The sequence below is a fragment of the Bradyrhizobium yuanmingense genome (assembly GCF_900094575.1).
Classification (GTDB): Bacteria; Pseudomonadota; Alphaproteobacteria; order Rhizobiales; family Xanthobacteraceae; genus Bradyrhizobium; species Bradyrhizobium yuanmingense.
The window spans coordinates 455,927-469,695 of record NZ_FMAE01000001.1 but is presented as its reverse complement, the minus strand read 5'-3'; the positions used below and the strand labels follow the sequence as shown (position 1 = coordinate 469,695).

Below are 13,769 nucleotides of genomic sequence, written 5' to 3'. Positions count from 1 at the left end.
GACGCAATCATTCCGCAACGACGCAAAAGGACGACACGACCTATGACCAAGCGCATTCGCCGGCCCTCCGAGACTGGCCTCAGCCGCCGTCAATTGTTGAAAGCCACCGGCTCGACCGCCGCACTGCTCGCCGCCGCCAAGCTGAATTTCCCCGCCGGCGCCTTCGCGCAGGACGCAGGCCCCGAGGTCAAGGGAGCCAAGCTCGGTTTCATTGCGCTCTCCGATGCCGGCCCGCTGTTCGTCGCCAAGGACAAGGGCCTGTTCGCCAAGCACGGCGTGCCCGACACCGACGTGCAGAAGCAGGCGTCCTGGGGCACCACGCGCGACAACCTCGTGCTCGGCTCCGAAGGCAACGGCATCGACGGCGCGCACATCCTCACCCCGATGCCGTACCTGATCTCGGCCGGCAAGGTGACGCAGAACAACCAGCCGACGCCGATGTACATCCTGGCGCGACTCAATCTCGATGCGCAGTGCATCTCGGTCGCCAAGGAATATGCCGACCTCAAGCTCGGCACCGATGCGGCGCCGTTCAAGGCGGCGCTTGAGAAGAAGAAGGCGTCCGGCAAGGCCGTGAAGGCTGCGATGACCTTCCCCGGCGGTACCCACGATCTGTGGATCCGCTACTGGCTCGCCGCCGGCGGCATCGATCCCGACAAGGACATCGAGACCATCGTGGTGCCGCCGCCGCAGATGGTGGCGAACATGAAGGTCGGCACCATGGACTGCTTCTGCGTCGGCGAGCCCTGGAATCTCCAGCTCATCCACCAGGGCATCGGCTACACCGCCGTCAACACCGGCGAGATCTGGAATAAGCATCCGGAGAAGTCCTTCGGCATGCGCGCGGCCTTCGTCGACAAATACCCGAAGGCCAGCAAGGCGATCCTAATGGCCGTGCTGGAAGCCCAGCAATGGGCCGACAAGGCGGAAAACAAGCAGGAGCTGGCCGCCATCATGGCCAAGCGGCAGTGGATCAACTGCCCGGTCGAGGACGTCTACGATCGCACCGCCGGCAAGTTCGACTATGGCATCCCCGGCAAGGTGGTCGAGAACTCGCCGCACGTCATGAAGTACTGGCGCGATCATGCCTCCTATCCGTTCCAGAGCCACGATCTCTGGTTCCTCACCGAGGACATCCGCTGGGGCAAGTATGAGCCGAACTTCGATACCAAGGCGCTGATTGCCAAGGTCAACCGCGAGGACATGTGGCGCGATGCGGCCAAGACCCTCGGCGTCGCCGCCGCCGACATTCCGGCCTCCGCCTCGCGCGGCAAGGAGACCTTCTTCGACGGCAAGGTGTTCGATCCTGAAAATCCGGCCGCCTATCTGAAGTCGCTCGCGATCAAGCGCGTCGAAGTCTGATGGAGCCCTGCGGCCGCCTTTAGGGGCGGCCGCATCGTCCCTGCCACGCCGGAGAGAGATAGCGATGAACATGACTGCCACGAAGATCGAGGTTGAGACCGCGACGCCTGCTGCAACGATTGCGCCGGTCGTCACGCTGACGCCGAAGCGTCCCCCGCGTACTGAGGCTTACGCACGCATGGCACGCGAGACCGCCGTGCGCGTGATCCCGCCGCTGGTCGTGATCGCTCTGCTGACGCTGGTGTGGGAGCTGGTCTGCCGCAGAGCCGGCTCGGCGCTGCCGCCGCCCTCAAAAGTGTTTGCGGATACCAAGGAGCTGATCTTCGATCCGTTCTTCGACCGTGGCGGCATCGACAAGGGCCTGTTCTGGCATCTGTCCGCCAGTCTCCAGCGCGTCGCCTTCGGCTATTCGCTCTCGGCCATCGCCGGCATCGCGCTCGGCGTGCTGGTCGGGCAGTCGGTCTGGGCGATGCGCGGGCTCGATCCGCTGTTCCAGGTGCTGCGCACGATTCCGCCGCTGGCTTGGCTGCCGCTCTCGCTCGCGGCCTTCCGCGACGGCCAGCCTAGCGCGATCTTCGTCATCTTCATCACCTCGATCTGGCCGATCATCATCAACACCGCGGTCGGCATCCGCAACATCCCGCAGGACTATCGCAACGTCGCCGCGGTGGTGCAGCTCAATCCGCTGGAATTCTTCGCCAAGATCATGATCCCGGCGGCGGCGCCCTACATCTTCACGGGCCTGCGCATCGGCATCGGCCTGTCGTGGCTCGCGATCGTCGCCGCCGAAATGCTGATCGGCGGCGTCGGCATCGGCTTCTTCATCTGGGACGCCTGGAACTCCTCGCATATCAGCGAGATCATCCTGGCGCTGTTCTATGTCGGCATCATCGGCTTCGTGCTTGACCGCCTGATCGCGGGGCTCGGCAAGGTCGTCACCCGCGGCACGGCGCAGAACTGAGGAGAGGGGACATGACCGCCTACCTGAAACTCGACCACATCGACAAGGTCTTCACCCGCGGCACCGCCACCACGGAGGTGCTCAAGGACATCAATCTGACGATCGAGAAAGGCGAATACGTCTCGATCATCGGCCATTCCGGCTGCGGCAAGTCGACCCTGCTCAACATCATCGCAGGGCTGACCGGCGCCACGATGGGGGGCGTGCTGCTGGAAAACCGCGAGGTGAACTCGCCAGGGCCCGATCGTGCCGTGGTGTTCCAGAACCACAGCCTGCTGCCGTGGCTGACCGTCTACGAAAACGTCAGGCTTGGCGTCGACAAGGTCTTCGCCAAGACCAAGTCCCGTGCCGAGCGCGACGCCTGGGTGATGCACAATCTCAACCTCGTGCAGATGGCCCATGCCAGGGACAAGCGTCCATCGGAGATCTCCGGCGGCATGAAGCAGCGCGTCGGCATCGCGCGGGCGCTGGCCATGGAGCCGAAGGTGCTGCTGCTCGACGAGCCGTTCGGCGCGCTCGACGCGCTGACCCGCGCCCACTTGCAGGACTCGGTGATGGCGCTGCATCAGAAGCTCGGCAACACCATCCTGATGATCACCCACGACGTCGATGAGGCCGTGCTGTTGTCCGACCGCATCGTGATGATGACCAACGGACCGAGCGCGCGCATCGGCGAGGTGCTGGAAGTGCCGCTGGCGCGGCCGCGCAAGCGGCTCGACCTCGCGACCAACGCCACATATCTGAAGTGTCGCCAGCGCGTGCTCGAATTCCTCTACGAGCGTCATCGCTTCGTCGAAGCCGCGTAAGTCACGCGTTCACGCGAGATCTGCCCGCGCCCAATTAATCGACATCAAGCTCAATCCTTGTGCGTCGCACAGGGATTGAGCGAAACGCAAATTTTGCGTGCGGAAAAGCCCTGCAAACAATTCGGGCAATACGAATAACATCCTGAAATCCCTGTGTTTCCCGTATGCGCGCAACTGGCACGGAAATTGAAACGTCTTTGCGCGACGCCAACGACGACGTCCCTCAACATCATCAATCAGCATCGTGATCTCGCCACCGGGGTGAAGCCTCGGAGCGCGCCTCCGTGACCGGAGGCAGAGCCTGCAACGACGCAGCGGTGAGCCTGGAAGGGATACGCAATGACGAAGAATCCGACCCTGAACTCCAGCTGGATTTCAGACTGGCGCCCCGAGGATGAGGCGTTCTGGAACAATACCGGCAAGTCGATCGCGCGGCGCAATCTGATCTGGTCCATCGTCGCCGAACATATCGGCTTCTCGGTCTGGTTGATCTGGAGCATCGTCACCACCAAGCTGCCGCAGGCCGGCTTCCACTACACCACCGACCAGCTGTTCCAGCTCGTCGCCGTGCCGGGCCTGATCGGCGCCTTCATGCGCTTTCCCTACACTTTCGCGGTGACGACGTTCGGCGGCCGCAACTGGACCATCTTCAGCGCGGCGATCCTGTTCATCCCGACCTTGTCGCTCGCCTATTTCGTCAGCCAGCCCGACACGCCGTTCTGGCTCATGCTGCTGGTCGCCTCGACCGCGGGTCTCGGCGGCGGCAATTTCGCCTCCAGCATGACCAACATCTCCTTCTTCTTTCCCGACCGGATGAAGGGATGGGCGCTCGGCCTCAACGCGGCCGGCGGCAATATCGGTGTCTCCAGCGTGCAGCTCCTGACCCCGATCCTGATGACGCTCGCCGTCTTCAACCTGTATCAGGCGACGCCCGTCGACGGCATCTTCCTGCAGAATGCCGGCCTAATGTGGGTGCTGCCGATCGCAATCGCGGTGTTCGGCGCGGTGTTCTTCATGAACAACCTCACCACGGCGAAATCGTCGGTGAAGAACCAGCTCGCGATCGTCAAGCGCAAGCACACCTGGATCATGGCGTATCTTTATATCGGCACGTTCGGGTCCTTCATCGGCTATTCGGCGGCGTTTCCGCTGCTGCTCAAGACGCAGTTCCCCACCGTGACGATCTCGATCGCCTTCCTCGGCCCCCTGGTCGGCTCGCTGTCGCGTCCGCTCGGCGGTTGGCTCGCAGACCGGGTCGGCGGCTCCATCATCACGTTCTGGAATTTCATCGTGATGGCGGGCGCCACGGTCGGCGCGCTCTACTTCGTGGGGCACAAGGATTTCATCGGCTTCCTGTCGATGTTCCTGATCCTGTTCGTGACGACGGGCATCGGCAACGGCTCGACCTACCGCATGATCCCCTCGATCTTCCGCGAGGAGAACCTGTTCAAGGTGCGCGGCAAGGGCGATGCGGCACGCAGCGCTGCCCTGAAGACCGCGAGCATCGAGAGCGGCGCGGCGGTCGGCTTCATCGGCGCGGTCGGTGCCGTCGGCGGCTATCTGATCCCGAGCGGCTTCGGCAAGTCGATCGCCATGACCGGCGGGCCGCAGCTCGCGCTCGTGGTCTATCTCGCCTTCTACGCCTCCTGCCTCGCTCTGACCTGGTGGTTCTACCTGCGTCGCAGCCCGCAGGGCGAAGGCGCGCCAAGCCTCGCCGAGGCGCGTGTGTGAGCACGACAAACTGGCACGAATGTCGCTTCTCCCCGTACGCGGGGAGAAGTCTCTCTGATGACGTTTGATCCATGAACTTTGTCCGCAATGGCGCGGACGAAGGCAGACCGAAACAGACAGGAGAACATCATGACGCCCGAGCAGATTACTCTCATTCAGCAGAGCTTCGCCAAGGTCGCCCCGATTTCGGAAGCCGCCGCGGTGCTGTTCTACGACCGACTGTTCGAGGTGGCGCCGTCCGTGCGCGCGATGTTTCCCGAGGACATGACCGAGCAGCGCAAGAAGCTGATGGGCATGCTCGCCGCCGTGGTCGGCGGCCTGTCGAACCTGGAATCGATTCTTCCCGCGGCCTCCGCGCTCGCCAAGCGTCACGTCGACTATGGCGCCAAGGCCGAGCACTACCCCGTGGTCGGCGCGACCTTGCTGTGGACCCTCGAGAAGGGCCTTGGCGAAGCCTGGACGCCCGAACTCGCCGCAGCCTGGACCGACGCCTATGGCGTGCTGTCCGGCTACATGATGTCCGAGGCCTACGGCGCGCAAGCGCAGGCCGCCGAATAGGAGATGCGTTGTGAGTGAACCGCTGGTCATCGTCGGCAACGGTATGGCGGCCGCGCGTCTGGTCGACGAGCTCGCCAAGACCGCGCTCGGCCGCTATGCGGTCGCCGTGATCGGCGAAGAGCCGCGGCTCGCTTACAATCGCGTGCTCCTCTCCTCCGTGCTGGCGGGCGAGACCGGCTCGCACGAGATCGAGCTGCGGCCGGCCGGTTGGTGGCGAGACCGCGGCGTCACGGTGCGCTACGGCTATCGCGTCAGCGAGATCGATGTCGGCCGCCGTGAGCTCAAGATCGCGGGCGAGGAGAGCATGGAATATTCCAAGCTCGTGCTCGCCACGGGATCGACGCCGCTGCGGCTCAACGTGCCAGGCGCCGATCTTGCCGGCGTGCACACGTTTCGCGACACCCGCGACGTCGACCTGCTGCTGACACTGGCCGCGGCTAGGAAGCGCGTCGTCGTGGTCGGCGGCGGCCTGCTCGGGCTGGAAGCGGCCTACGGTCTCGCCAAGGCCGGCGCGCCCGTGACGCTGCTGCATCTGATGGATCGGCTGATGGAGCGTCAGCTCGACGCGCCCGCGGCCGACCTGCTCAAGACGCTGGTCGAGCGCAAGGGTATCCGCGTCATGCTCAATGCCGCGACGGCCCGCATCCACGGCGAGGGCCACGTCCAGGCCGTCGAGCTCGCCGATGGCAGCCGCATCGAGGCCGATGCGGTGATCTTCGCCGCCGGCATCAAGCCGAACGTCGCGCTGGCGAAAGAGGCGGGGATCGCGGTCAACCGCGGCGTCGTCGTCAACGACGTGATGCAGACCTCCGCGTCCGACATCTTTGCGCTCGGCGAATGCGCCGAGCATCGCGGCACCTGCTATGGCTTGGTCGAGCCCGCCTACGAGCAGGCGCGCGTGCTGGCGCGGCATCTGGCCGGCCGGCCCGCCGCCTATCAGGGCAGCGTGGTCTCGACCAATCTGAAGGTCTCCGGCGTCAGCGTGTTCTCCGCTGGCGACTTCATGGGCGGGGAGGGCAGCGAGAGCCTCGTGCTGTCGGATCGCAGGCGCGGCACTTACAAGAAGCTCGTCATCGCCGACGGTCGGCTCACCGGGGCGGTGCTGATCGGCGATACGATCGATGCGCTCTGGTACCTCGAGCTGATCCGCAATCGCGACAAGGTCGCTTCGATCCGCACCGACATGATGTTCGGCCGCGCGCTGGCGCAGCCTTCGAAAGCGGCGTGATATGACGGCGATCGATCCAAATCTCCGCACCACCAAGACCACCTGTCCCTATTGCGGCGTCGGCTGCGGCGTCCTGGCGACGCCCGACGGCAAGGGCGGCGCGGCGATCGCGGGCGACCCCGATCATCCCGCCAATTTTGGCCGCCTGTGCTCAAAGGGCTCCGCGCTCGGCGAGACCGTCGGGCTGGAAGGGCGGCTGCTCTATCCGATGATCCGCTGCAAGGGCGTGCTCGAGCGGGTCGCCTGGAGCGATGCGCTGGACCACGTCGCCCACCGCATGCAGCACATCGTGGCGCGCGATGGCGCCAACGCGGTCGCGTTCTATCTCTCCGGCCAGCTCCTCACCGAAGACTATTACGTCGCCAACAAGCTGATGAAGGGGTTTGTCGGCACCGCCAATGTCGACACTAATTCCCGGCTCTGCATGTCGTCCTCGGTTGCGGGCCATCGCCGCGCTTTTGGCGCCGACACGGTGCCCGGCTGTTATAAGGATCTCGACCAGGCCGATCTGCTCGTCTTCGTCGGCTCGAACGCGGCCTGGTGCCATCCGGTGCTGTTCCAGCGCATGCTGAAGAACAGGCAGGAGCGCGGCGCCCGCATGATCGTGATCGATCCGCGCCGCACCGATACCGCCAGCGATGTCGACCTGTTCCTCGGCCTCAAGCCCGGCACCGACACCGCGCTGTTCTCCGGCCTGTTCGTGCATCTCGCCGACAATGGCGTGCTGGACCAGGATTACATCGCGCAGAACACGTCTGGCTTCGATGATGCGCTGGCGCGCGCGCGCAGCATCGCCGGCAGCGTCACCGCGACCGCGCTCGCCACGGGCCTCTCCGAACAGGACGTTGCCGCCTTCTTCCGGATGTTCCGCGACACCGAGAAGGTCGTCACGCTCTATTCGCAAGGGGTCAACCAGTCGGCGCAGGGCACCGACAAGGTCAACGCCATCCTGAACTGCCATCTCGCCACGGGGCGCATCGGCAAGCCGGGCGCCTCGCCGTTCTCGCTGACCGGCCAGCCCAACGCGATGGGCGGCCGCGAGGTCGGCGGCCTCGCCAACATGCTCGCCGCCCATATGGGCTTCACGCCGCCCGACATCGATCGCGTCAGACGGTTCTGGAAGGCGCCGCGCATCGCCACCCATGAGGGGCTGAAAGCGGTGCAGCTGTTCGAGGCGATCAACCGCGGCGAGGTCAAGGCGCTCTGGGTGATGGGCACCAACCCCGCGGTGTCGCTGCCCGATGCCGACATGGTGCGCGATGCCCTGAAGAAGCTCGAGCTGTTCGTGGTGTCCGAGAACGTGCTCTCCAACGACACCGTCGCGGCCGGCCCGCACGTGCTCCTGCCGGCGCTGGCCTGGGGCGAGAAGTCGGGCACGGTGACCAATTCGGAGCGGCGCATCTCGCGCCAGCGCGCGTTCCTGCCGGCGCCGGGGGAAGCGCGTCCCGACTGGTGGATCCTGAGTGAGACCGCAAAGCGCCTCGGCTTCGGCGACAGCTTCAACTACAAATCGGCCGCCGATATCTTCCGAGAGCATGCCGCGCTCTCGGCATTCGAGAACAATGGCAGCCGCGATTTCGACATCGGCGCGCTGACCTCGCTGTCGGACGAAGCCTTCGATGGTTTGAAGCCGGTGCAATGGCCGGCGCGCGAAGGCGGGGTGCCCGGCGAGCGCTTCTTCGCTGCTGGCGGCTTCTTCACCAATGACGGCAAGGGCCGCTTCGTTGCGCCGGAGGTGCCGGCGCTGCGCGGCGAGACCGGTCCGTCGCGCCCCTTAAGGCTGAACACCGGGCGCATCCGCGACCAGTGGCACACCATGACGCGCACCGGCCTGAGCCAGCGCCTGGGCGCGCATCTGCCCGAGCCTTTCGTCGAGATCCATCCCGACGACGCCGGCAAATACGGCATCGTCCATGACGGCTATGCCCGCATCACCACCGATTACGGCCAGTGCATCCTGAAAGTCGTCGTCAGCGAGTGGCAGCAGCGCGGCACGCTGTTCGTGCCGATCCACTGGAGCGCGATGAACGCCTCGCACGGCCGCGTCGGGGCGATGGTCGCACCGTTCACCGATCCGTTCTCGGGGCAGCCGGAAGCCAAGGCGACGCCGGCCGCGATCGCGCCTTACGAATTTGTCTTCCGCGGCTTTGCATTGTCGCGCAAGCCGCTCGATCTGCCGCAGAACCTGTTGTGGACGCGCGTGACCGTCAGCGGCGGCTTCGGCTATCTTTTCGCCGACAACGCGGATCTCGCCCGCTGGCCCGCCTGGCTCGAGAGCGTCGCCGGCGAGGACGTTGCCGAATATCGCGATTTCGGCGGCGGGGTTTTTCGCGCAGCTTCGTTCGTAGGCGATCGCATCGAGACCTGCCTGTTCGTCGGCCCCGCGCATGATGCCGGCGACTGGGAGGTGGTGAAGAGTCTGTTCGCGGCCGATCAGGTCAGCGACGAGCAGCGCCGCATGCTGCTGTCGGGCAGGTCAAGCGAAGGCGCGGCCTCGACCGGCCCCATCGTCTGCGCCTGCTTCGGCGTCGGCCGCGGCACCATCTGCGACAGCATCGCCAGCGGCGCGCGCACCGCCGCCGACATCGGCGCCAAGCTCAAGGCCGGCACCAATTGCGGCTCCTGCATCCCCGAGCTGAAACGCCTGATTGCGATGACGGAAGTGCCTGCACAGCAGGCGAAGGTCGCGAGCGCGGCGGGATAGGTCTCGTAGGGTGGGTTAGCGCAGCGTAACCCACCACTCTTCGTCAATGCGGAAGCGAAAGAGGTGGGTTACGCCAAGGGACTGCGCTTCGCGCAGCCCCCGGGGCTAACCCACCCTACGCAGCGCCCGCACCATTGCAATGTGGACCACCCCAATCGACGCGCCGGCTAATGTGCCGTATGGTGCCGCGCTCCTTTCAACATCCACAACAACCATGATGTACCTGGAAACGCCGCCGCGCCTGATCGAGACCAGGCTGTTCACCGCCATGCCCGACAAGTTTCGCCGCAAGGGCGTGCGAACCGATTGGGCCGACGCCAACCGGCCGAACATACCGACCGAGAGCTTCATCGAGGGGCCGTCATTCGACAAGGACGGTAATCTCTATATCGTCGACATTCCGTTCGGCCGCATCTTCCGGATTGCGCCCGACGGCGAATGGTCGCTCGTGATCGAATATGAGGGCTGGCCGAACGGGCTGAAGATCGCAGCCGACGGACGCATCCTGGTCGCCGACTACAGGCATGGCATCATGGAGCTCGATGCCGCAGCCGGCCGCGTCAAGCCGGTCCTGACCGGGCGCAATTCGGAATCGTTCCGCGGCTGCAACGATCTGCATCTCGCCTCCAACGGCGATATCTACTTCACCGATCAGGGCCAGACCGGGCTGCATGATCCGAGCGGGCGGGTTTATCGGCTGGCATCGAACGGCCGGCTCGACTGCCTGCTCGACACCGGCATCAGTCCGAACGGCCTGGTGCTCGACCCAACCGAAACCGTGCTGTTCGTTGCGATGACGCGCGACAACGCGGTGTGGCGGCTGCCGTTCATGAAGGACGGCAGCGTGTCCAAGGTCGGCCGCTTCTGCTCGCTGTTCGGCACCAGCGGCCCCGACGGCTTGACCATGGATGCCAAGGGCCGCCTGTTCGTCGGCCACCCCTCGCTCGGCCACGTCTTCGTGTTCGCGCCGAACGGGGAACTGATCGCGCGCATCAAATCGTGCGCGGGACCGAACTGCACCAATGTCGCGATCGGTGGCGAAAACAAGGATCGGCTCTATATCACGGAGTCCGCGACCGGCAGCGTGCTGGTGGCGGATATCGGGGGATTGTAGCGCGGACTCTTCGCCTCTCCCCGCTTGCGGGGAGAGGCCGACGCGCAAAGCGCGGCGGGTGAGGGGGGCCTCCGCGAGTCTCTTTGCTGTCGAGTTTGCGGAAGCAGCCCCTCACCCCGACCCTCTCAGCGCGAGCGAAGCTCGTCGCGGCCCCGTAAGAACGGGGAGAGGGAAAAATAACAGCGGAGATCGGAGCGACCATGAACAAGAAACCCTTCGGCAAGATCGGCGCCAGCGTCTCCGTCATCGGGCAGGGCACCTGGTATCTCGACCACGGCGACCGCAAGCGCGCGATCGCGGCGCTGCAGCGCGGGCTCGATCTTGGCATGACCCACATCGACACCGCCGAGATGTACGGCGATGCCGAGCTCGTCATTGCGGATGCGATCGCAGGCCGGCGCGATGAAGTGTTCCTCGTTTCGAAAGTGCTGCCCAGCAACGCCTCGCGCCGCGGCACCATCACCGCCTGCGAGCGCTCGCTGAAGCGGCTGAAGACCGACCGGCTCGACTGTTATCTGTTGCACTGGCGCGGCTCCTATCCGCTGCAGGACACCGTCGCTGCGTTCGAGGAGCTGGTGCAATCAGGCAAGATCAAGTCCTGGGGCGTCTCCAATTTCGATGCCGACGATCTCGATGAGATTCTCGACGTCTCCGGCGAGGGGCGGATCGCCTGCAACCAGGTGCTCTACCACCTGAAAGAACGCGCGATCGAGCATGCGGTGATCCCGTGGTGTGAACGGCATAATGTTGCCGTCGTTGCCTACTCCCCTTTCGGCCACGACGATTTCCCCGCAGGCAGCAGCAAGGGCGGCGCCGTGCTGGCGCGCATCGCGGAGGCGCGACGTGCGACGCCGCGCCAAGTTGCGCTGAGCTTTCTCACCCGTGCGACTACGGTGTTCGCCATTCCGAAGGCCTCGTCTGCGGAACATGCCGGCGAGAATGCGGCAGCAGGCGACCTCGTGCTGACGAAGGACGAGATTGCGGCGCTCGACGCGGTGTTTCCGCGCGGGCCGAAGCCGCGCGGCCTGCCCATGCTGTAGTGCACAACGGGCAAGATTAACGGAGCATTGACGCGCGCGGCGGCTCGCGCATATCGGCATCCTGTTTTCGGAAGTTGTGAATGCGGAGCAGATGTCGTTTTTTACGGCTGTTCTCGATTCGCATTTTGCCCGGGTTCCAGCCGTGACACCGCCGCCCGCCGCAGCCGCAAGGCTCGACAGTATTCCCATGCCCGTTCCGGAGAAGAAGCAGCAGGCTCGCCGCGCGCCTGCGCGCGTCGATCATCCCTTCAAGGGCATTGCGCTGGTGTTGCTCTCGACGATCTTCCTCGGCTGCTCCGACGTCACCGCGAAATATCTGTCGACCAGCCTGCCTTCGATCGAGATCACCTGGATCCGCTTCGTCACGTTCGCGCTGCTATTCACGCCCGTGATGCTGCCGGGCTCGCCACTGCATGCGATGCGCACCGAGCGGCTCGGTCTGCAATTGATGCGCGGCGCCGCACTGCTCGGCTCGTCGCTGTTCTTCATCACCGGCCTTGCATTTCTGCCCATCGCCGAAGCCTCCGCCACCGGCTTCGTCTCGCCGCTATTCGTCACCGCACTGTCGATCATCTTCCTGAGCGAGAAGGTCGGCATGCGGCGCTGGATCGCGACCGCGATCGGCTTGACGGGCGTTCTGATCATCCTGAGGCCCGGCACGAGCGCGTTCCATGCCGCCGCATTCTTCCCGATCATCTCGGCGTTCTGCTGGGCCGCCGCGCTGATCCTGACGCGGATGATGAGCGGTCGCGAAGCGGTGCTCACCACCATGGCCTATTCCGCGCTGACCGGCGTTGCGATCCTCAGCGTCATGGTGCCGTTCGTCTGGGTCACGCCGAGCTGGACCGCGATCGGGCTGGGCATCGTGATCGGCGTCGCCTCGACCGTGGGCCAGTGGATCATCGTGCTGGCCTATCGCTACGGCGATGCCTCGGTGCTGGCGCCGTTCTCCTATACGCAGTTGCTCTGGGTCAGCATTCTGGGCTTCTTCATCTTCGGCGAGGTCCCGGATATCTGGACGGTCGTCGGCGCTGCCTTCATCGTCGCCAGCGGTCTTTATATCGCCCATCGCGAGCGGGTGCGCCGCGCCCAGCTGCTGGTGCTGGAAGAGCGGTCCCCGAACCCCTGACGCAAGTTTGCACGTCCTGCTTCGTGCTATCACTCGCTCCAAAGGGGAGGAGCCGGATGCGCGCCGCGATTTTCAGGAACGGTGAGATTGTCGTTGGCCGGATGGCCGAGCCGACGCCGGGCCCCGGCCAGGTTCTGGTCAAGACGCTCGCCTGCGGCATCTGCGGCTCCGACCTGCACGCGCGCCAGCACGCCCATCGCATGGTGGAGATGGCGCGGAAGACCGGGCGCAAGCCGATGGACCTCAGCCGCGACGTCGTGTTCGGCCACGAATTCTGCTGCGAGATCGTCGATTACGGCCCCGGCACATCGCGCAAGCTGAAGCCGGGAACCCAGGTCTGCTCGCTTCCCGCGCTGGTGACGCCGCAGGGCATCGAAGGGATCGGCTACTCCAACGACAATGTCGGCGGCTATGCCGAGGCGATGCTGCTGAGCGAAGCGCTGCTGCTCGAAGTACCCAATGGCCTCGCGCCGGAGCATGCCGCGCTCACCGAGCCGCTCGCCGTCGGGGTTCATGCGGTCGCCAAAGCCAATATCCGTGGCGGCGAGGTGCCGCTCGTGATCGGCTGCGGCCCGGTCGGACTCGCGGTGATCGCCGCGCTGAAGCTCAAACGGCTGCATCCGATCGTCGCGGCCGACTATTCGCCGGCGCGGCGTGCGCTCGCCGCAAAACTCGGTGCCGACATCGTCGTCGATCCCCGCACGTCGCAGCCTTACGCGACCTGGGCCGAGCACGCGCAGATGTCGGAGGCCGAGAAGGCGGCGCGGCCGCCGTTCCAGGCCATGCTGCCCGCGCTAAAGCCCGCGATCATCTTCGAATGCGTCGGCGTGCCCGGCCTGTTGCAACAGGTGTTCGAGGGTGCCCCGCGCGATGCGCGCATCGTCGTGGTCGGCGTCTGCATGGAGAGCGACAGAAGCGAGCCCATGCTCGGCATCATGAAGGAGCTCAACGTCCAATACGTGCTCGGCTACACCCCGGAGGAGTTTGCTGCGTCGCTGCGCCTGATCGCCGAAGGGCAGGTGGACGCGGCCGCGATGGTCACCGCCGAAGTCGGCCTCGACGGCGTCGCCAAGGCCTTTGCCGATCTCGCCAACCCCGAAGCCCACACCAAGATCATCGTGCAGCCGTGGCGGTAG

General features: G+C 65.3%; 12 protein-coding genes. 11 read left to right on the top strand and 1 reads right to left on the bottom strand.

All coding sequences use genetic code 11. The annotated features are described in order from the left end of the window. The first annotated feature begins 42 nt into the window (after positions 1-42). From GA0061099_RS02035 to GA0061099_RS02025, 3 genes are all read left to right on the top strand, one after another. Positions 43-1,362, top strand: coding sequence for a CmpA/NrtA family ABC transporter substrate-binding protein (locus tag GA0061099_RS02035; protein WP_036025871.1), 1,320 nt, complete (start codon positions 43-45; stop codon positions 1,360-1,362). 64 nt (positions 1,363-1,426) lie between these two features. Further along, the gene (ntrB, locus tag GA0061099_RS02030) at positions 1,427-2,323 is read left to right on the top strand and encodes a nitrate ABC transporter permease (protein WP_074447510.1); all 897 of its coding nucleotides are present in this window, start codon (positions 1,427-1,429) and stop codon (positions 2,321-2,323) included. Positions 2,324-2,334: 11 nt separating this feature from the next. Then, the gene (locus GA0061099_RS02025) at positions 2,335-3,129 is read left to right on the top strand and encodes an ABC transporter ATP-binding protein (RefSeq protein ID WP_036004558.1); all 795 of its coding nucleotides are present in this window, start codon (positions 2,335-2,337) and stop codon (positions 3,127-3,129) included. A 9-nt stretch (positions 3,130-3,138) separates the two neighbouring features. On the opposite strand, the gene GA0061099_RS39720 is transcribed toward GA0061099_RS02025, so the two are convergent. Continuing rightward, positions 3,139-3,372 (bottom strand): hypothetical protein, encoded by a 234-nt coding sequence (locus tag GA0061099_RS39720; protein ID WP_141697547.1) that lies wholly within the window; start codon positions 3,370-3,372, stop codon positions 3,139-3,141. A 96-nt stretch (positions 3,373-3,468) separates the two neighbouring features. Between GA0061099_RS39720 and GA0061099_RS02020 the strand changes: the two genes are divergently transcribed. From GA0061099_RS02020 to GA0061099_RS01985, 8 genes are all read left to right on the top strand, one after another. Next, positions 3,469-4,860 (top strand): MFS transporter, encoded by a 1,392-nt coding sequence (locus GA0061099_RS02020; RefSeq protein WP_036025866.1) that lies wholly within the window; start codon positions 3,469-3,471, stop codon positions 4,858-4,860. A 129-nt stretch (positions 4,861-4,989) separates the two neighbouring features. Beyond that, complete coding sequence (locus GA0061099_RS02015; protein WP_036004577.1) at positions 4,990-5,418, top strand: globin family protein; 429 nt, start codon at positions 4,990-4,992, stop codon at positions 5,416-5,418. A 10-nt stretch (positions 5,419-5,428) separates the two neighbouring features. Next, positions 5,429-6,646, top strand: coding sequence for an NAD(P)/FAD-dependent oxidoreductase (locus GA0061099_RS02010; RefSeq protein ID WP_074447509.1), 1,218 nt, complete (start codon positions 5,429-5,431; stop codon positions 6,644-6,646). Between the two features lies 1 nt (position 6,647). Continuing rightward, positions 6,648-9,350: a nitrate reductase gene (locus GA0061099_RS02005; RefSeq protein WP_036025864.1), complete on the top strand. Its 2,703-nt coding sequence runs from the start codon at positions 6,648-6,650 to the stop codon at positions 9,348-9,350. A gap of 217 nt (positions 9,351-9,567) precedes the next feature. Beyond that, positions 9,568-10,464, top strand: coding sequence for an SMP-30/gluconolactonase/LRE family protein (locus GA0061099_RS02000; protein ID WP_074447508.1), 897 nt, complete (start codon positions 9,568-9,570; stop codon positions 10,462-10,464). A gap of 200 nt (positions 10,465-10,664) precedes the next feature. Next, complete coding sequence (locus GA0061099_RS01995; RefSeq protein WP_036025862.1) at positions 10,665-11,504, top strand: aldo/keto reductase; 840 nt, start codon at positions 10,665-10,667, stop codon at positions 11,502-11,504. Positions 11,505-11,691: 187 nt separating this feature from the next. Continuing rightward, the gene (locus tag GA0061099_RS01990) at positions 11,692-12,633 is read left to right on the top strand and encodes a DMT family transporter (protein WP_057027221.1); all 942 of its coding nucleotides are present in this window, start codon (positions 11,692-11,694) and stop codon (positions 12,631-12,633) included. Between the two features lie 56 nt (positions 12,634-12,689). After that, positions 12,690-13,769, top strand: a complete 1,080-nt coding sequence (locus GA0061099_RS01985) for a zinc-binding dehydrogenase (protein ID WP_036025860.1) — start codon at positions 12,690-12,692, stop codon at positions 13,767-13,769.